General features: G+C 53.3%; 14 protein-coding genes and 1 pseudogene. All 15 read right to left on the bottom strand.

Annotation, left to right across the window (positions count from 1 at the left end):
• Positions 1-51: 51 nt before the first annotated feature.
• Positions 52-3,210 (bottom strand): hypothetical protein, encoded by a 3,159-nt coding sequence (locus tag KVH01_RS22430; RefSeq protein ID WP_217882949.1) that lies wholly within the window; start codon positions 3,208-3,210, stop codon positions 52-54.
• Entirely contained in the window at positions 3,203-6,598 is a 3,396-nt protein-coding gene (locus KVH01_RS22425) for a baseplate J/gp47 family protein (protein ID WP_217882948.1), read from the bottom strand. Before KVH01_RS22425 ends, KVH01_RS22430 begins: the two co-directional genes overlap by 8 nt.
• 60 nt (positions 6,599-6,658) lie before the next feature.
• Entirely contained in the window at positions 6,659-7,078 is a 420-nt protein-coding gene (locus KVH01_RS22420; protein ID WP_046072379.1) for a hypothetical protein, read from the bottom strand.
• Positions 7,075-7,509, bottom strand: coding sequence for a GPW/gp25 family protein (locus KVH01_RS22415; protein ID WP_217882947.1), 435 nt, complete (start codon positions 7,507-7,509; stop codon positions 7,075-7,077). The genes KVH01_RS22420 and KVH01_RS22415 overlap by 4 nt, the downstream gene beginning before the upstream one ends.
• Positions 7,510-7,522: 13 nt before the next feature.
• Positions 7,523-9,571, bottom strand: a complete 2,049-nt coding sequence (locus KVH01_RS22410) for a type VI secretion system Vgr family protein (protein ID WP_217882946.1) — start codon at positions 9,569-9,571, stop codon at positions 7,523-7,525.
• Between the two features lie 104 nt (positions 9,572-9,675).
• A complete protein-coding gene (locus KVH01_RS22405; RefSeq protein WP_217882945.1) occupies positions 9,676-10,254 on the bottom strand; it encodes a CIS tube protein in 579 nt (192 codons plus the stop codon).
• Positions 10,251-10,442 (bottom strand): DUF5908 family protein, encoded by a 192-nt coding sequence (locus tag KVH01_RS22400; protein ID WP_217882944.1) that lies wholly within the window; start codon positions 10,440-10,442, stop codon positions 10,251-10,253. Before KVH01_RS22400 ends, KVH01_RS22405 begins: the two co-directional genes overlap by 4 nt.
• Complete coding sequence (locus tag KVH01_RS22395) at positions 10,439-10,969, bottom strand: phage tail protein (protein ID WP_217882943.1); 531 nt, start codon at positions 10,967-10,969, stop codon at positions 10,439-10,441. Before KVH01_RS22395 ends, KVH01_RS22400 begins: the two co-directional genes overlap by 4 nt.
• 2 nt (positions 10,970-10,971) lie before the next feature.
• Complete coding sequence (locus KVH01_RS22390) at positions 10,972-12,312, bottom strand: hypothetical protein (RefSeq protein ID WP_217882942.1); 1,341 nt, start codon at positions 12,310-12,312, stop codon at positions 10,972-10,974.
• 120 nt (positions 12,313-12,432) lie between these two features.
• The gene (locus KVH01_RS22385; protein ID WP_217882941.1) at positions 12,433-14,088 is read right to left on the bottom strand and encodes a phage tail sheath family protein; all 1,656 of its coding nucleotides are present in this window, start codon (positions 14,086-14,088) and stop codon (positions 12,433-12,435) included.
• Positions 14,089-14,188: 100 nt separating this feature from the next.
• Positions 14,189-15,406, bottom strand: coding sequence for a phage tail sheath family protein (locus KVH01_RS22380; RefSeq protein ID WP_217882940.1), 1,218 nt, complete (start codon positions 15,404-15,406; stop codon positions 14,189-14,191).
• A gap of 53 nt (positions 15,407-15,459) precedes the next feature.
• A complete protein-coding gene (locus KVH01_RS22375) occupies positions 15,460-15,918 on the bottom strand; it encodes a phage tail protein (protein WP_217882939.1) in 459 nt (152 codons plus the stop codon).
• A 138-nt stretch (positions 15,919-16,056) separates the two neighbouring features.
• Entirely contained in the window at positions 16,057-17,247 is a 1,191-nt protein-coding gene (locus KVH01_RS22370; RefSeq protein WP_217882938.1) for a hypothetical protein, read from the bottom strand.
• 44 nt (positions 17,248-17,291) lie between these two features.
• Positions 17,292-17,876: a hypothetical protein gene (locus KVH01_RS22365; RefSeq protein WP_217882937.1), complete on the bottom strand. Its 585-nt coding sequence runs from the start codon at positions 17,874-17,876 to the stop codon at positions 17,292-17,294.
• Between the two features lie 1,283 nt (positions 17,877-19,159).
• Positions 19,160-19,333: pseudogene (locus tag KVH01_RS30035) on the bottom strand (IS110 family transposase); the annotation flags it as partial.
• Between the last annotated feature and the right edge of the window lie 301 nt (positions 19,334-19,634).

The following is a 19,634-nucleotide window of genomic DNA, read 5'->3' as shown; positions in this document are numbered from 1 at the left end:
AGCCGCTCAAATTCCCGGTTAGAACGGTGCAACCGACTTTCGGGTCGTACGTTAAAATTTCTGCATGCTAATAGCAGGCTGGCTCGGCCTGACATAAGCCACCTGCGCTTGGTCCGCAATTTGCGCTTTCGTCGTGTTGGATGCGTTTTTTCCCATATTCGCAAACGCTAATTCCAATTGTTGAGCCTGCTCATCTTGAGCAATGCGGACAAAGCCAATTCCTGTGCGATGGTCCGCCGGCAACTCACCAATGGATAAATAGCTCAATAATCTATATGAGAGGTCGCCGGCGGGCATGCCGGAGCTCTGCCAGCGCGCATAGACTCTCGAAAAGTCTTTGAATTCGTCCCTACCTAGCCAATGGACATGAGTCACGATATGTGCTGGCACAGTATCGCGAATAACTTCCTGCACCCAACTATCGGTTGCAGATGGACTGCTGCCATCTAAATCAAGCCAAGTGCGTGGCATCACAACACTTAAATTGAACGAGAACATATCTTTTTCGTAGCCCGCGACCCAACCGTATTGAAATTGGTCTTCGGGCTTGGGCCAGCTCGCACCACTATCCAACTTTACGGAGATTTTACCTAGCAACGGATCGCTATCCATTACAATTAATTTTATATCTTCTAGCAGTTTTTTCGGCTCCTTCTCCAGAATGAGCCAGTTCCGTTTATCCTGCAACGTAATATTCGTGGGCCTAAGGGTCCGCCACTCTAGCGGAAACGAGGGAGAGACATCCAACTCCGCTACCTTCCCTGCCTTTGGCCAAACAGAGCCTACAAAACTCAGAGGGTGTATCACGCGCTTAAGCCAAACGACGCCAGTCCGCCAAGACCATAGTTTTTTGTTGCTATCCTTAGAAAGGATATCATCAACCAGTGCTCCTGCGCTCCATCTCAGCCGGTCATGTTGATCTAAGTCGATCGAAACAATTGTCGCGTTTTTTTTACCTGCGAAGGTCTTTAGTAACGTTTGGATATCGCCGTGACAGGACGCCTTATCCAGGGAGGGCAGATCATTCGTTTTTTCCCATGTTTGGTGAATTACGTTGGCGACTATCGGTTTAATCGACCTAGAGCTACGCAATTCGATCAACTGTCCACTTTGCAACTGCAGCCCTTCCTCTAAGCTCAACAACAAAAAACCCGCCTGGTTAATTGTTTTCCCCACCACCTTGACAGCGCTTAACACGGGCTTCCAATCTTGCTTCAGAAGCTTGTCTGGAGGAGCGACAGGAAGCAACTGACGGTGCTCAAGCACGTAAAATGGAAGGTTGCTAAAGTCGGGCGAAGCGTCAAAAAGCGCGGCGCCCACGCCCAAGCGCGCAGCCAAACGGCGCTGCAAAGCTGAGATTTCGCCGATTTGAATTGACGCTCGCTTCTGCGCCAAAGTTGGAATCATGCGCAGATAGCCCTGTTGGACTTTTAGGAACTCGTCCGCCTGCCCAGAAACATTCCCAGAAACGTTACCACCTGCTACTGTTGCCCCAACAGCAACGCGCTGCGTCCGCGGCTCGCCAAAAAAACGCAACAGGTAGTCAAGCAACGCCAGCTCTTGGTTTTGGGCCTGCGCGCCGTTCGTTACGTAATTTTTAAGGTTGTTTACGCCTACCGTCCCCAAGGCTTGCTCAATCTGCTCCTGGGGTAAGCTGCCAGGCTTGAAGGGCGGCCAACTGGCACCGATTACCCGCGCCTGTGGATCACGCCGGTCAAACGACAGTAGCCACGGCAACTTGCGTAACAAGTCCATTTCGTCAGCCAAGCACTGGTCGAATGGCAACAAAAACCGCAACAGCTTTTGAGCGTCCGTCCTCAGTTCAATAGCATCGACCTGCGTGCCGTAAAGTGCTGGAAGCAAAGTAGCGGTACCCGCATAGGCACCCGGCTCCCGATACTCGCCATAAGCAATGTGACTGATAGGTTTTTTGTCTGGGGCAACAAAGGGATCTGTGAGCGCGCTAAGCGCGATTGTTACCTGGCCCTCAAGTTCTCCCATGTCAATCGGACGCCCGCGCTTACGCAATACAACATATTTGCACAGTTTTTTCGCCAAAGCCTTGGCCGTGGATACCTTTCCATGCACGAGAATGCCCCAAGGCACCGGACGCGTTTGTTTTGCCACATCAAACGAAACCTCATCTTGAACAAAAGGCTTCTTCGTCGCCATTTGCGCGACCTGGTTAACTCCTCTGACGGCCTCAAGCGCAATACGCAACGGCTCAAACTTCAGGACAGACTGGGCTAGCCAACTCGTCGCCGTCGGTGCCAGCTCCTCAATCCAACCATGTTCAAGACGGGGGCCCGCAAACACGTTTTCGATCCCTTCGTCCTTGAGTCTAGCCTCAGCACTACGACGTTTAACCGGGGACAGGAGTACAGTTGAGAAGGCTAAATAGATCTGCGCGAGCAATGCAGCGAAGTCCACCACATCGTCTTCTAAGTCAATCGTTAGGTAAAAATCAACGTAAGTGTCTTCCATAAAGACAATTTGATTAAACGCCTCACACAGATTTTGATTTGTATTCAGAAACTTCGCCAAAACAGGTTTTGCCTGAGCCTCCACCACCCCAGGAGCCAAGGCCAGCCACAGAACATATCCGCCAGATACCGCTATATAATCCGGCTGCACTCGCCTAGTGGGGCGAACCACGAAGCGAAACGCATTATTTTGCTCAGTGGGCCATGTGCCAGTCGGTGGGGTATTGTCATAGCGATAGTAATATCGGGAGTCTTGAACAACGAACTCCAGTTTAGGATCATCTTCGCGGAATACCTGCACGTCTCGAAAGCAATAACGCTCGAAATCTGAATCTTTAACCACCAAGTCCAAGATGGCCCGCCGGTAGTCTTCGCAAGTCACCGGCCCGCAGGTAAGTGCGGTCTCGGGGCCGAATTCAGCTGCAAAGATACCTTGTGAAGCATCCCTGCGTTGCGTGGTAAACGATAACGCCTCAGGATCCATGCCCGCCTGATGCGGGGCTGTTAACGCGCGAGGCGTCAGCAAATCTTTCAAAGGGAAACCCTGTCTAAACGACAAATCCGCCACATTGAACGTCAGCGCTTCAAGTAGCGTCACCCCGGGATCGTGCTCACCTCGCTGGGTCCAACGTTCGCCGGCGTATAGCTGAATCGCATCCTGTGCAGCCTCCCAGAGAGTTTCAAATTCGATCGGTTCTTCCATGTCATCGTGCGAAACGTCATTCATTGATCATGTCTCTATTATTATTCATGGAAAAACCAATATGCTGCCCATTGGCCTGCGTCTGCGCTTGAATTTCAAGAGTGATCCATTGCCCGGCACGCCCGGAGAGCAACGTCTCCTGCCCAACCTTCCATGCCACGCCAATACGGCAAATACCCTTCAGCCATGGCTCTGCCGCAATCTGATACAAAGTTGCAGGCCGCTGGACGACCTTGAACGCAGCCTTTGTTGAAATCCGTTCGCCGAATATGCCAATAGCTTCTCTGGTCATTAAGGAACCCCAGGGGATCGGCAGCCCCGAGTCAATGTTGTAGAGGAATATATCTTGTGGGTTGCCGTCGAGCTCAACTTCTAGTAATACCTTCTTGTTTTGAGGTAAGCGGACCAGTCGATCATTTGTCTTTGAATCTAAGACGTTCACCTTGCCATCAGGGTCAGTCAGCGCGACGATTTTGATCGCCACATTGTGATACTCCAATGGAACGTACTCCGGAACGGCGACTTCAAAGCACTTAACCTTTCCACCAGGGATAGCTCGAGTACCGTCATCCCCGCCAATTAACAGTCGCTGCAGATCCTCAACCTCAGTGACCTGCATGATGCATTCGCGGATGGCGCGGCGTGCCAGTGGCTTGCCAATAACTGAGACGGGGGCGCTCTCAACGCCCATCCAAGGCCGCAACACTCGCTCTAGCGTCGCACGCACAAGTTGATCGCCGTAAGACTGGCTGACTCCCGCCCGGTATTTGATTTGCCAACTCACACGAACTGAACGGTAACTCGGGCTTTGGCACGTAACTTTCAGCCACGGGGACGTCCGCGCCTGTAACCAAAGTTCCAGACCGCGTAATCTCGCCGGACTGTAGACGGGCATTAGCGCGTTCTCGCTGTCGTTAGCCAACAGCGTGGGCATCACCACCAACACTTGAGGCAAAGTGCCGTCCCGCCCGTAATCTTCGTTGTTATTATCGCGCCGTGGTTGCGCCCACACGCTCACTTCGCGAATTCCCGCGTCGTGCTCACGCAGAAGTTTGACCAAATCCCAGGTATCCAATGCCCGTCCGCGATGGCGTAGCCGGGCGGCGACTCGCGCATTAAACGCCTGCCGGGACTCTGGGGGAGAACCTCCCACAGAAGCCCACGGTTGAATTACCTGCTGGACACCTTCGGGTCCATTGACGGCGTGGGTCACGGAACCGGCCGCCAACGGACTCATCAGATGGTCCGCCGCAACTCTATCTGCATCAACCAATGTCGCGGCACTGACGTTGGTCGCCAGCCCCATCAAACGGGGCAACACCGGGACACCGTCGTGGGCGGGCGTCGCGTCAGGTGTCACCCGGGCGCGCAGCCAATAGCGCCCTGCGGGCATACCTTTTGCCTCATGCAATGCATCGCCAGGCCACATAAGGGTCCACAGACCACTATTAGCCCAACTGTCCGTTTCGTCCGATAACTCATGTCCAAGCTTCGCCCATCGCTCACCGCGTGCCAAATACTCCCAGGCAATGCCCTTCATTCTTCCCGGGCTTTTCAACAGCCAGTACAGACTCAGTAACTGGGCGGGTTCGATGCCGTCAACGCCTAAATACACATCCATCGTAGGACCGCGATAGGCTTGATCTTCGTCCGCCCACCCAAAGGGTGTACTGACCAACTGATATCCAACCGTCTTTTCGCTTGCCTTGTAGCCCATGCGCACCGATTGCCAATGAGGGATGTAGGGTGGGTTCCAGACCGGGGGCGTCACGACGACCTTTGTCGTCATAGGTATGGTTTGTGTGACTTTATGCACTTGATTGCCAACTGTAGAAGTGGCCTCCGACTTAACGTCTTCAGTTTTCGTCTGAAACCCAGGTAGCAATTTTAGGTGCTGTTGATAGAGCTCTGCGTGAAAGGAATAGCTGAGGTACATACGAATGTATAAAGGCCAGTCCAGCACCTCTGAACTCTCAGGTATCGCTGATATCACTTCAGGTGCATATATGGGTAATCCCACATCTAAAGGTTTGCCGGTCGGAGCTTTATTTGAATCGGTGTCAAAAAGCTCAAGGGGGACGGCATTACTGTCTACCAGTTTTCCTTTTGCCATCCAGTCAATACCCACCGAATATTCATGGTCTTTCGCCTTCAGAGCGGTGCCGGTAAAAAGGTGGGTGTCCTCAATGAACTGTTCGTTTATCTGATACCCCTTGTACCATGCCTCGAAAGGCACAGTTGGGAGCCCCGCCCATACCGGCGTAATGGTGACTGTTTCCAGGAACGAGGCGAACCTCACCCACTCTTCTGATATAAGACTGATCCCGCTCCCTGCAGCGGCCATCTCTCCAAACGGTAGTCCAGCCTGGATCTCATCGCCCTCGTCAGTGACACAGCGCAAATTTGTGGATCCGTTGACTTCCAATGACAACTCAGTTACGCGTGCAATCGGCCCGCCGTCCGCACGGCGCAGACGCACCAGCGGCGTATCCGCTTGCAGCCCTTCCAGATCAGTTGGCAGCGTTGGCACCACCACATCGTTAGCCAGGCTTAAGGTCCAGACTATCGAATCCGGACTCGTAGCACTCATCGGCTGCCAAACGTTCTCCACACTGATTGCTGCCTCAAGGAATGGCACGATGTCGACAAACGTCAAGCGCCACAAGCGTTGCCCACTCGCCGCCATGAAGAGTGGCGAGCCGATAACTCGCGTTCCGATCACATCACGATCAACAGCCGTTGTCGGCAAACTATCGGTGAGCCCGCTTGCAGGTGCGCCTAAACGCAGCCCTTGTTCGGGCACACTCACCGCGCCGTCAAATACGACTCGCGCCCGTCGCCCCCCGCGGCGGGTGCCGTCAGGCACACACCAACACAAATCAGTCCAGCGTGCATGATTGACCACTACCGGCCGATCTACTCGATACCGCAATGTTTGGCCCAGGCTGTCTTGACCAGCCTCCAACAGTTGACCCGAAGTGATAGCTTGTTCCTTGAGGGTATCTACCAAGCTCCACTGCACCACAAGTTGGTCAGCTCGGGCCCGCTCCGGGGCCAAGCCGAGCAGCCCGCGGTAGTACAAATCCCGATACCGCGGCGCAAATCGGTTGAACGCCTGGTTAGGCCCTTCCAATATGCCCAACAACGCCAGTAGAAATGCCTGCTCCGGAGCAAGCGTGCCATCGGCACGTTCTGGATCGTGGTACCAGTCCATACACCGTTGGCGAACGGGGGGCCATGCGGAAACATCGTCGCCACCTGCTTCCTTTCCAAACATCATCTCCGCCCAGGTCGTCTTCTCCTCGGGCCCCATAACCACTTTTTGTCCATAATCCCGCAGCGCATCAAGCCGTTGCGCCAGCGAGCGACCATCCAGTACAAACTGTTCGTCAACATCGTTTTCGTTCGTCATGTTTTTTCGTTCCTACGCTTCTTGCGTTCGCGAATACCAAGCCTTAGCAGCCCATTGGCACTACCCCGCTAGTACGCTTACCTCGGTAGCGATAAATGCGCCCGTCCCCATTCCTGGTACGGGTACATCGGGCGTTCCGGTGGAGGGATCTATGGCAGGTACCGTGGGCGTGAACATCACTTGAAACTGCGCGCCCTTGCATAGCGCCGGTTTGCCTCCCACCATTAACCACGGTAAGGGTTGATTGGGCGCTAACCCAACCACCTTCGCGATACCCATTCCGGGCGTTACAAACTGGCCTTTTGTATAGGTTCCCATGATCTGGAGCATTTTTTCATCACCCATCACACAGATTGCCTTGCCGGCAATGTTGGGCAAACCCATCGCGACCATTGGCACCGGCGGCGCATTGACAATCATCGGCCCGAACGACGGATTAATTTTGACCATATCGCCTTGCACCACTAACTGGTCGCTCACTGGAAGCTACCCCGCGTGCCGTCGGTTAGATGAAGTACCCCGCTTATCTGTTCGGCACGCCCAGTTTCCACATGCCTATACGCAATGCTCACGCGCAGGTGGCCCTCGTGCGCAGAATCCCTATCCACGACTATCTGCAATGCCTGCGCGCGCGGCTCAAAGTTCGTAATGCTTTCATGAATCAGGGCCGTCACATGAGCCACCAGACCGTCGTCCATATTGGCAAACATGGCCGACTCCAAATCGCAGCCGTAGGCCGGTCGCATAATGCGTTCGCCAGGTTGTGTGTGCAGCAACGTGCAAATGCTTTGGCGGATACCTTCATCCCCGTCAATCAATTTTATGCTGCTCGCATCGGCGCCATCGTATTGGCTTTGGCCTAGCTTAAAAGTAAGAGGAAACGCCCATCCCCCTCGTTGATTCGTATTCATGCTATGCCCTCTGTTATGGCTTCAGCGCAATCATTGGCGCCTTGACATCCGTCTTGGCTTGACCCTCAATCTCCACGCTTGGCCCTTTCATGCCTGCACCAGCACTTTTGAGCGTCAGCTCAGAAGTTCCCCCTCCGCTAAGCGAGACGCCTTGAGAGCCTTTCGCGGAGATCGACGTCGCCTTGATCGTTATAGATGCTTGGGCCAGATCTATCTTGCTTTGCCCCGCTGCAAGCGCGACGTCTTTGGCTGTCACTTGCGCCGTTGTCTTGGCGTTGATCTTGACGGTCGCTTTGTCACTGGACAGCACTACGCCTTGATCACCACCAAGGGTCAGGTGATTCTTCGCATGCAGCTGTACATCCTTTTCTTTGGCATTCAGCGAGATCCCGCCCTTAGCAGCTGTTACCAAAAACGCCCCAGACTTCGCCTCAAAGGTCATGCCTTTTTTCGCATCGACGGTGATGTGCTGCATCTCATCGCCGGAGCCAACACCAAACTCCATACGGTGGGCCTTTTGATCAACTTTGAGCCCCAGGGATGCCTCGCCTTTATGAAACACCAAACCCCGCTTATCGTTATCTGTCACGCTCCACGGCGCAGGCAGCTTATTGATCGGGTTATTCATCGCCCCCACCATGACCAGACTGCAGGGGTCGCCCGCCATTGTGTTAAGCATCACTTCGTCCCCCTGCTGCGGATACAGCCACAGAGCTGCGTTTTTTGAGGCATAGGGCCCGCTGTATCGCGCGCGCACATGTCCTTCCAAGCCAGCTACATCCACCCAGACCTCATGCCAGTCCTTACGAGCATGCGTCTTCTCATAGGCCCGCACTCGCCCGACTAACATGCCGGCGGGGCTTGGGATATCTGGCCATTGCGCAGCCTGCGGAGTCAGCCCAACAGTAAACGTCGTTATGCAACCTACCGTCTCGGCACTGAACTCATGCTCGATTGCCGTCACCAAGCCTTCGCCACATAAACCTTTTTCCAGTTGGTCGATCTTAAGGACGTTCCCTACCGCGCCCGACACATAGCCACGAAGCACCGCCGTCCCTCGGGCAGCCTGAAGCGCCGAGGACAGCAGCAAGCCATTGGCGCGTCCTTTGGACGTTGCACCGCCACTAGGGGTCAGCCATCCACAATCAATTAAATGAGAGTCAGCATGTGTAAGTGAGGGGATTTCTTTGAGGTCGAAGCACCCTTTACCGCGCAAGCATTGCTCGCCCTGCATCTTGACCGTCGCCTGCTTCTGCACGTCATGTTGATCAACCCAAAGCGATTTTGGCGAACGCAACGCAGAATGCTTCCACGTTAATCGTTCGATTTGCGCGCGTATGCCATCAAGGGTAATCACATCTTTGGACCACCCTGCAGGTCCTACTCTCCCGCCCTTGGCGTTGGGCCAAAAGCACACACCGTTACGCCCGAGCAAGGCCTTGGCAAACTCCCATGCTGAAGCGCCGAATGGCCAATGAATGGTTTGATCGCGTTTGGCCGTCAAACTATGGCTTTTATCGGCCTGAATAGTCCCGACGCCTAGCAACTCCTTTAAGACGTCCGCATCCGCCGTATTCTGAAAGACCTTACCTGAAAAGTTTGATTGGAGCCGCACTAGGTTATGTTTGATTTTGAGCTCAACCAGGTTCGTCTTGGGATCAGCCAATACCTCCCAGTCCAGTTGTTCCACGACCCCTTCGAACAAGGTTAACCACGCCGACGCCCCTCGCTTGCGCACCTGGACTAATGACCGCGTCGACACCCGGCATTTGTTAAGTACACTGGTGAGCACCTCACCTGCTGTCGATGGGCTGCGTGGATCAATCACGTCCAGCCTGACGACCGCGCTCGGAATTTCGTTCAGCGCAAAACGAGTAGATACATTCCTAATCACACACAGGTCTTTGTACGCATCAGGCAATACCATCCCCCCCACCGTCACTCGCACCTCGCATTCCGTCCAGACGTCACCAGCAGACGCCCCTTTCGCCGGCATCGCCTTTTGCGTACCGAGGGTCGCTAGGCGATCCAATCTATTTTTAATAGCGATATGATTAAACATGCATGCCTCTCTGTACGCACTCTCTGAACCGCCCGGTCGTTATAAGGTACATGCACTAATGGCTTGGCACCTTGCACTCTCCTATCAGGACGGCCACGCTTTATTCAGATACCCAGCTTGTCACGCAAGTTGTTGATTGCCTGCTTGGGTGACTTGCTTGCGATAGCAGACTCCCCGTTCGTTGAGGCGGATGGCGTCACTTTTAATTTTAAGGTTACATGTGCTCGCAACGGGCGCCCGCCACGGTCAAACAACGTATATTTAACGGTCATCTTCTCGGCGACCGCCGTGCAGGAGGGTTCGCCCAACCAATCCATACGACCCCAGCTGATTTTCAGCTCCCACAGCCCAAGCCTGCCTTTTTGTCCAGGAGATGGCATGCACACATCTTTAAGCTGAGCCAATTGTTCGGCTACCGGCTCACCCATCCCAGGCCTGCTCGCATCCAAAATCAATTCAAGTTCAAGCTCTCCGGACTTGAGGTGTTTAAACACTACTTTTTCAGTGAACTCTCCAATGCCCAATGTCTTGCCATACTCTGCGCTGACGGCGAACGACAAGCTTGTCGGGTTATACATCGCCCTGATAGAGATCTGCGGGCGAGTCTTTTGTTGAATCGTGAGCTTCTCCAAGCGGATACCCAACGCCTCTTTCGCACCGCTGAATGCACCTAAGACGCTCATTGCAACCTCTCCCCTCGATCTTCAAGGACTCGGAGCACTCTCTGGACCACCTGCGCAATAAGACGCTGCTGTGAAACCGCATCAAGCTGCATAGACGATGAACCTTGCGATGCCGAACATCCGTCGCGCTCGTCTCCATCAGCCAATACGCGCGCCTCGATGACTAACTCTCTGATTTCGATGGTCATAATTTGACAGGCACCTGTTTAATCCAGCGATACGACAGCTCCAACTTCTCGATCAATACGTTACTGCCGGCTGCACTCAAATCTCCCAAACTCCAACTGGTCGGCATCGCATCGCGGATGTACCACAAACACGTCGGCCGCTCTCTGCTATCCATCAGCACCACTTGAATATCGGCATAGCCATTCAAAAAGTATCCCAGTCCACTTTCAAATAACCCAGACATCGGCGTACTCGGCAACTTAGACAAAACGCCGCGCTCCAGTACGAGGGGCTTATGGGAAACATGCTCCGGCAGATGGATGTCACCCACATTTTCACCGCCTTGGCGCAAGGCCGTCACATCAAGTTGGCTGCCGATGCCAGAGATGCGTTGAAAACGCATATCCAAAGGGCTGAATCCCAGAGGAAGACGGCTCAAGGGGGCCATCTTGGAAAGAAAGGAACCCGTTCCGGATGAAGTGCCAGGCACCTGTAATTCAAAATACACATGGAACCGATGCGACAGCAGCATCTGATCGTGGGCCATGCTCATAGCTCCACCTCGGAGTTCTGATACCCACGCTGGAGACTACGTGTCACAGACTGTTCATGCCTCAGCGTCAAATGCACCTCGATAAACTCTGCCGCCTGCAGTAGCGCGAGCCCCACACTGACACGGATTACACCTGCCGCTACTTCGGCAGCTGTCATTGTCTCACCATGCCCTATCTGCACCACGAACGCCTGGGACTCCTCAGCGCCCTTCAGGCCGCCCTCCTCCCACAATCGTCGCAACCATGCCTCACACGAGGTACGCAATCGCAACCAGGTCAACAGCGTATTGGGTTCGAAAACTGCGAATTGGCAAATCGAACATAATTGACGCTCAATCCATGTCGTTGTGCGGCGGACCTGCACATAGTGATCGCGGGATTGCGCGCGCGATGCCAGCGTCCGGCAGCCCCAAACTTTCACTTCCCCCCTATGCCCCGCCATATTACGCATCAGGTTAACGGACCCACCCTTCGCGGCGGAAACACCACGCATTCCTTCCCGATACGCCAGCCCCTGAGCCCCCACTACAAGTTCATTGGCTGGCGCCTTCCAGATTCCTTGTGCGGCATCCACGCGCGCCATTACGCCACATACTGCGCCGCTGGGTGGCGCATAACGCTTCTCAAGCGCCAACTCCAGTTCCAACTCAATATGAGGACCATATAACGCCACGTATCCGCCCCGCGCTCCCCATGGCGGCGACGCGTGCAGTAATTCGATACAGGCATTAATGGCGGTCTGTTCAAAAGGGGTATCTAAAACAAAAAACCAATCCGACCGCGCAGCGGTTGCCCGCATTACGGCCGCCCAAATCCTGACATAATTTCGCGCGATCTCAGAGGCTAAACTTTGCTGCGTGCCTTCTGTCCCTAGTGTTGAAATGACCGACGGTAAAGGCTCTAGCCATTCCCGTAATACAGGCAGTGTGATCAGGCTAACTTGGTCTTCGTGCACAGCATGATCCCACACGCCAGCCTGCCCCAACTGGTTCTCGAGCCAACTTACTTTGGCTTCGATGTTAAGGTCCGTCGAACTCTGGGGAGCAGGCAATAACATCACGTACCCTCTAACTCCGCCATTAATGAAATATAGCCGCACCGACTCGCATACCCCGAACCATGGCTTCTCGGACTCCCCGGATGTTCCAAATGCCAGTTGTTTATAGTCCTCCCACGAAGACACCGGAAGCCACACGATGTCAGTGCATCCCATCATCTCATGCAACCCCACCCATACCGGCACCGCGGTCGGCCAAGGCTCGGCGTCCACTTCCAATTGCGGGTCGATAATGGATATGCCCGGCAGAGCGGCTCCATCCTGGTTCATCAGGACCATCTTGCGACTCCTTTAATCGTACCAATCAAGTCACAGCCTGAACTGATAGGCTATACAATGGCCTAAACGGAGAAGACTCGAACGGCGGGCACGTATACAACGGCCCGCGGCCGTCTCCGGTTAAGTTGCACCCATGTCCTGGGTCAATTGCAGGACAATGAACTCCGCCGGCCGCACCGCCGCCAAACCGATACTTACCAGCATGCGGCCATTGTTCACATCCTCCTCGGTCATCGTTTCATGCAGCCCCACGCGCACAAAATACGCTTCGGCCGGCGTCGCACCCGCCAACGCCCCGTCCTGCCACAAACGATGCAAATAATGGCTGATCGCCGAGCGCACGCTCATCCAAGTGGGCTGACTGTTGGGCTCAAACATTGCGACACGCAACGCATCCTGCACATCGCGCTCCACTGTGCTGAACAGTCGTCGCACCGATACATAACGCCACGCTGTCTCGCTCGGCCCAGCCATGGTACGTGCGCCCCAGACCAAATGGCCACGCCCGCTGAAGGCTCGTATGGCATTGACCTTGTTCTCAACCAGCGTGTTGTTAAAAGCATCGTCGATGCGAATATCCGAAACCGTATTGGCACCTAGGTCTACTGCTACGAGCCCAGCGACGCTACTTAACTCCACGTTGGCAGGCGCCTTCCATACCCCACGTTCCCGGTCGGTGCGCGCATACACACCGGCCATAGCTACACTCGCACGCAGTACTACGGGTTCGCTGGCTACTTTTATGACTGTTTTCAGGAGCTTTTGGACTGGAAGGCTCGCTTCGTAGAGAGTTTTATAGTTTTCAATATTACTCTTAAAATCTACCAGTGTGGGGAAAGCTTTGGGAGCGCTTGCTATGGTTATTATACTCGCCAATGCTTTGTAGTCTTTCTCAGCAGCGTCTGAATTACTTTTATCCATGCTGTCGTTAATGGCGTGTAGTAAGGTAAACACTTTCTCCCAAGACGTAGTGCTAACAGTTATTTTATCGACTTCTGCAGCTGCCTTCACAATCATTGCGGATTTCTTTACGAGCTCCCCTGCGGCAGACAGCTTTTTGAGGTTCTCGTCGCACTTATCGCGCAATTTTTTTATATTAAATTCGCCGGTGAGGTTGTAAGGGGCATTGTTCAGGCCCTTAAGAGGTACTGCTTCAATATCGGCTGTATGCCGATATGCCGTACGCAGTGCCGGAAAATACGCCGCCGCATGATGCGGGTCTGTCACGATAGGTACGGCGATCATACTGTTTATTAAAGCCGCATCGATAAGCAAAAAGCGACTCTGCATACCGCCGCTCTTTTCGCTTCCAGTTAACTTTCCAAGCTCAGTGACGACGGATTGGTCATCGCTCTCCGAGCGATGCTCGCACCAGCAAAGCAATGTGATATCTGGGCATAAATCAATCGCAGGGACGATTTGTGATATAGCTTTTTTGAAGTTATTAACCGGCAGCACGTAACACATCCCGCCACCATTTTCTATAAACATTCGTACGCTTGCAGCACCCAAATTAGTACCATGAGTAACTACATTATTGTTTCCATCAAGGCCGATAGAGAATGTGGCGCTGGAATCAGATGCAAATTGCTGGGTAAAGCTCAACCAACTATCGATACGGACGCATTGCACCGGCGGTTGTTTGTCTAGCGTGCCGTCTTTCTTTATCGCATCAAAATGCCCCACAAAAACTGGCACCGCCGTCTGACCGCTCTGGATACCCAGCGACAACGCATTGGATTCCTCGACATACACTCCAGGAGTCTGATAATTCATTTTGGAACCTCTTGTTGGACGGCTGCCGCTCGTTCGGCAAGCACGTGCTCAAAACACACACGTCCCCGCCGCGGTGATTTTTTTAGATCGCATGTTCAGGTTAAGCCGGTGCAACGTCTTGGGTTAGCTGCAAAATAATGAACTCGGCCGGGCGTACCGCCGCCATTCCCACCTTCACAATCATCTTGCCCTGGTTTACATCGTCTGCCGACATGGTCGTACCCAACCCCACTTGTACGAAATACGCCTGCTGCGGTGTATCACCCATCAATGCACCTTGCTGCCACAGTCGATGCAGGTAACTGGTCACCGCGCTGCGCACCTGTTCCCAGGTCGGTTGGCTGTTCGGCTCGAACAGCGCTGTGCTCATTGCCGTGCGGATATCACGCTCGGCGGCGCAAAACAGCCGACGCACCGGGACGTAGCGCCAGGTATCGCTGTCGGATTTCAAAGTACGTGCCCCCCAAACTAGCGTCCCCGCGCCGCGGAAGGAGCGAATAACGTTAATCGCATGTCCACCTCCGGGGGCATTGAGCGGCCCATCAACCGCATCGGGCACCTGATATTTCGGTCGCAACCCCCCACCGATTTGCACATTGGCCGGCGCCTTCCATACGCCACGATCACGGTCTACCGTGCAATAAATGCCGGCCATGACGGCGCTGGGCGGTACATCCACCCAATCGCTGCCTTCGGCTGTGGCTACCTTTGGCACCGACATTTGCAGCCACGGGTAATATACTGCAGCGAACGCATTAGCGTCATATCGGCTCCCCGCATCGTTCGCGGTTGTGGAAGTCAGCGCGGCATCGTTAGGTCCGTCATATAGTGCAAAATAGGAGTTGCCCACCTTGCAAAGACTTTTTACTTGCCCGGCAAACTCCGCATGCTCGCTACCCGCTTGAACGATTAGCGTGGCGTCATCCAATGCTGGCACCTTTTCAAGTAACTTGCCGACCGGCACGACATAGCATCGACCGCCGCCATTATCGAAATACGCTTTGAGCGCCAAGTAAAGTGGGCAGCGGTTCAACACGTCCTCCGCTCTCTTTGCATGTGTCTGCGCATCCTCGTTGGGCAAAGGCGCGGTTACGATTTTTGCCTGAATATCTAGCCAGGTATCGAATACGGCAACGTCGTCAGCAGCGAGATTGAAATAATTTATAATTTTGTCAGTAGACGAAAGCATTGGCTCTGTGGTGACGAAGTTCTTCGTGTCCAGTGCAAACACCGGCACCGCCGTCGCCCCCGACGGAATCGACAATGCCAGCTTGAACGGCTCTTCTACGTACACACCCGGTACGGTGTAATTGGCCATGGTCCTCTCCTTTTTAAAGTTAAGCAGCTATGCGCATCGCATAACACACGGCATCACGACGCGTAATGCACCGACACCGCATCACCGGCCAGGGTCAGTTCTTCAAACGCGACCTCATTACCCGTCGCATCCATGCTCGGCCCCGTCAGTTTTGTTGGAAAGGCGTTCTTCACCGTCCAGGTAACTTTCACGTTATCTTTGGCATCCAGCAGGGAAATATCCAAATCCTGCTTGTCAAACTGTCCCAATACGACGCCCTCCATCCACTCGCACAGCTCGCTTTGTTTAGGCACAATGCCGCGCTTGAGGGTGATCGTCGGAAACCCCTCTTGTCCCGGCTGCTGAAAGCGCTCGCCCATACCGTTCTGATACTTGACGAGCTCCACGCCCACCTCGAGCCCGGATACACTACTAAAGCGCCCCTCCAATTTTCCTTTGCCCAATTTAACTTTGAATCGATGCGAGACTAGAGGGTAAACCTCTGCGATCTTGGCTTTGGTATCCGCTGTCATATTTTTGACCTCATGGTTTAGGGTTATGCGCGCAGCCTGCCTGCTTGCATGCCTGTTCGCTAAAATTCGCCGGCAACATACCGACCCATCATCTTCAGCCTACAAAAGCTAGAAGCATACCGCTATGGATGTATAATATTACGCAGGTGGAAACGTGAATCTGAACAGTACACTTTTACTATTTTTACAGCCCGGCATTAATATGAATTTAATATCCGTAACATTCACCGTCACATTACGGAAGGCTTCCTCAAAATTCAAATAGTAGCCGCCATACCCCACGTACAACTTATTAGCTACCGCCGCTGTGCTATCTTTAAATGCGACAATACAGCCGCCAGCATCAATGAGTGTGGCGTTAGTTGGGCGTGGCTTCGACATTTCGTTAATTGAACGAACCGCTAAAAATAAACCTTTGCCCTCGTCCGCTTCATAAATATGCCGATCTTCTATGCTTTTTCGCGCTTCCGCATCATCCACCAGCGAATCGACCATTGCCGACTGCCCTGAGGAGTGGGCCAGAGTGAGCTCGGCTTGCATGCTGCCAGCCCATCCTTTGAGACTTGACGTAATGTGAGTTTCTTTAGCCAACCTCAACGCATTACTAAAAGTTTTCTGCAATCTGGTTGCGACCGTTGATTCAGCAATTTTTTCAGGCGTTGGATGTGAAGCATCGATAGTATAAGTCGTCACCAAGCTGATAGCTTTTTGTAAAGCGCCGCCGATTTTATCAACTGCTTCTTTAACCACCTCCGCGACTAAGGACAGACCTGTTGTCTTTTGCACCAGAAACGTTTGGTCAACAATTAGACTAAGGCCTTTTTCGGTACTCATACCTGACATTTCAGCCAACTTAACAGCCAATCCGCTTTCTTCCAAGACCAAACCAGATCCATCTTTTAAATTTAAAGTAACCTTATTATCTGCCAACTCCAAGCCAGGGCCCAGTTTTAAATGCAGACCTTGCTCATCAGCACTGAGTGCGCCAACTGCACGCACCGCCACCCCCTGCTTATCGACTTGAATGCCCGCCCCAGCTTTAACCCCAACACCTTCCGTCGTAAGCTTCAGCCCACTCTTATCATCCGCGTCCGCTGCCAACTTGATTGTCAAGGGTCCATTCGCGGTCCAACTCAGTCCTGTTTGATTCTCCGTAACGGTTTTCAAATCCTCACTTAATCCGACTGCTTGACGGCCTATATCGGCTCGCGCAATAAGCGCTGCATAATCGCTGTCCGTTGGAATAGCTCCGGTTTCAAAGGCGCTTCGGAGTTGGGCTAACGACATTTTTTTGACCAACAAGTCTTCTTTTTTCATAATCTCTTTCACACAGCCCTGCTTGTAAAAGTTAAACTGCACCATTCCCTAAGCAACTATTGATCCATCAGCCACTCAAGATCAAGTGTCAACTTCCCATCTATTACCGTCAGCCCGCCATTCGGCGCGCAGCAAACCGACAACCCGCCGTCACTCAACGTAAGACATGGCGAGGTTGGCGCAAGCTTTAGCGAAAGTCCATGATCATCACGAACAGCCACCCCATTTCCAGATTTAATGGTCAGCGCATCATTCTCTTGCGACAGTGGCAGCCTTGCGGCCACTGTTACATCCTTATTGAGTATCGCTAAACCGCCTTGCAATTGAAGTGATAGCCCATCCGACGCCACCTTGAGACCTGCACCTACCTTAAGCCCCACACCCGAAGTAATGTGAAGGCCCGCCGCCGGCACCACCTGGAGCGGCAGGCCTTCACCCGCAACGCTTAGCCCAGTCGGCACATCGCCGCTTACTGCCAAGTCCTCGCCCAACCCCACCGCCTGTCGCCCAACTTCCGCCAGCGAAATCAACGCTTGAAAATCCGCAGCCCGCGGCACCCGCCATGCCTGAAAGTGGGTCCTCCAATTTTCCTCGTCCAGTTTAGCTGGGGCGGGCGCAGATTTTTTTTGAGGTGACATCATTATTACTCCGATACTTAGAATACACAGATCATCGATCTCATACCGCTGCGACTATTACCAACGCGCTTCGCTGATGCTCGAATACCGCCACTTTACTGGCGCAGATATAAGACAATCACACATACTTATCTGGACGAAGTTGAACGAATTCCAAATACTGAAAAGCCATGATAATACTTAGCACTATCGTGCGCTTACGTCGTCCAACTCGAGATAACGAAAACACTGATAAAGTAATCGGGCGTGACCGAGGTTGGCATGGCAACCGCCCTCTTTTAGCACCTACTTGGCGGTTTGGCGACGACAGCGATAAATGAGCAAACTTCGACCCAACAGAGACAGAAGTGAAAGAGAATTCGAACTGGTTTTATTGTTGCGCCCTGCCAGCGACCTTGCCCCGTATAGGCTACCTGAGGAACAAACATTACGGAGAGGGGCGCAGGAGTCAGATTTCTCAGCACGTGGTGCGTACGCCGCTGCCCGACGAAAGAGTTTAGATGCCTGGACCGCATATCCCGCGGCATGAGAAGCCCGGGCCGCATCAATCGCCTCGAAAAGGTCGCTGCGCCGGCTGGGCGAACTCAACGGCAGTGACACAACGTTGACCACCAAGTCAACGGTATCGGAACCGCTCCATTTCATCGACCTGCCCACCGAAGGGTTAGGGCATGCAGGCCGGTCAACAAATTTCCGATATTTCAACGCTGTAGGATGGACACCCACAAGCTTGCAAAGAATTTCGCCATCCAGCCAAAGCGAAGCGTTGCCCGCCTCGTCGGCGGGCGCTTTAGCTGTGCTCTGGGGAATTATTGCCCCATCGAACGACTGGGTGAGCCTGCGTAAATAACCATGACCTTGCGGCACGATGTACCCCCTTCAACCGTATTGCATCCATTTTTATTTTCTGCGTTCGTCATGCTATGAAAACTTAGGTTTCTTCTGACGCTGAATGCTCTCCACAGGAGGAAGAAATTTCTCTCGATCAATCTGATTACGGAAGCGGGCATCGATGTATCCACCTACCTGAATCGCGCAATCTAAGCGTCGCTATAAGCACTGAAATCGATCTAATAGACCCTTTCCATACAAGTGCTCGACGGGCTTGCGTTTGGAGTCTAGTAGAAGAAACGGGAGTGTGTGAATTTTTTTTGCTGAAGTCCCAGTTTAACTGCTCGTTGTACGGGAATACTGAAGGAATGATGCTGTAGACGGCGATTTAGACAGGGTCAATAGCACCGCCCTGAGCAACGAGACACTGGGCCTTCTCACCTTAAAGAGCCGTCGCTACGATCTGGACGCCACGCGGCCAGCATCCGAATCAACTGCAATCGCATCAACCTGCGTAATTACTCACGAAATTCATTTTCTGCGCTGACGAACGTGTTCCGGATAAGCTGCAATGTCACGCGGCGAGCCTGGAACGCTGTTTTGCGGCAAACCTTGAGGATGCGCAGCGCTCGACCATCCGTAAGCGTCGAGCGAAGTCATCTATCCGATCCCAGCGATACGTCCGTAGTGCCTGAGAAACCATCGAACAAAGGGTCTGGCCCTGAACTGGCCTAATGATCCCGGACACCTCTTAAGGGCGATATGATTCGCCCATTCAGGAGGTTCCATGCAAGAACGAAAAACCTTTACCCGCGAGTTCAAGCAAGGTGCTGCAAGCATGGTTCTTGATGATAACTGCTCAGTTCCCGACGTCTGTGTATCGATAGAGGTTGGCCCTACGGCTTGATCAGGTTCGTAAAGAGCGTCAGA

The sequence above is a fragment of the Pseudomonas khavaziana genome, assembly GCF_019145205.1.
In the GTDB taxonomy this organism is placed as follows: Bacteria; Pseudomonadota; Gammaproteobacteria; order Pseudomonadales; family Pseudomonadaceae; genus Aquipseudomonas; species Aquipseudomonas khavaziana.
The sequence above is the reverse complement of the archived record's forward strand: the minus strand, read 5'-3'. Positions and strand labels throughout refer to the sequence as shown.

What these genes read in the sequence shown, in the direction of transcription:
- KVH01_RS22375 (WP_217882939.1), bottom strand. Translation starts at nt 15,918, where the DNA reads ATGACAGCGGATACCAAAGCCAAGATCGCAGAGGTTTACCCTCTAGTC.
- KVH01_RS22380 (WP_217882940.1), bottom strand. Translation starts at nt 15,406, where the DNA reads ATGGCCAATTACACCGTACCGGGTGTGTACGTAGAAGAGCCGTTCAAG.
- KVH01_RS22415 (WP_217882947.1), bottom strand. Translation starts at nt 7,509, where the DNA reads ATGAATACGAATCAACGAGGGGGATGGGCGTTTCCTCTTACTTTTAAG.
- KVH01_RS22430 (WP_217882949.1), bottom strand. Translation starts at nt 3,210, where the DNA reads ATGAATGACGTTTCGCACGATGACATGGAAGAACCGATCGAATTTGAA.
- KVH01_RS22400 (WP_217882944.1), bottom strand. Translation starts at nt 10,442, where the DNA reads ATGACCATCGAAATCAGAGAGTTAGTCATCGAGGCGCGCGTATTGGCT.
- KVH01_RS22385 (WP_217882941.1), bottom strand. Translation starts at nt 14,088, where the DNA reads ATGAATTATCAGACTCCTGGAGTGTATGTCGAGGAATCCAATGCGTTG.
- KVH01_RS22405 (WP_217882945.1), bottom strand. Translation starts at nt 10,254, where the DNA reads ATGAGCGTCTTAGGTGCATTCAGCGGTGCGAAAGAGGCGTTGGGTATC.
- KVH01_RS22425 (WP_217882948.1), bottom strand. Translation starts at nt 6,598, where the DNA reads ATGACGAACGAAAACGATGTTGACGAACAGTTTGTACTGGATGGTCGC.
- KVH01_RS22395 (WP_217882943.1), bottom strand. Translation starts at nt 10,969, where the DNA reads ATGGCCCACGATCAGATGCTGCTGTCGCATCGGTTCCATGTGTATTTT.
- KVH01_RS22365 (WP_217882937.1), bottom strand. Translation starts at nt 17,876, where the DNA reads ATGATGTCACCTCAAAAAAAATCTGCGCCCGCCCCAGCTAAACTGGAC.
- KVH01_RS22410 (WP_217882946.1), bottom strand. Translation starts at nt 9,571, where the DNA reads ATGTTTAATCATATCGCTATTAAAAATAGATTGGATCGCCTAGCGACC.
- KVH01_RS22390 (WP_217882942.1), bottom strand. Translation starts at nt 12,312, where the DNA reads ATGGTCCTGATGAACCAGGATGGAGCCGCTCTGCCGGGCATATCCATT.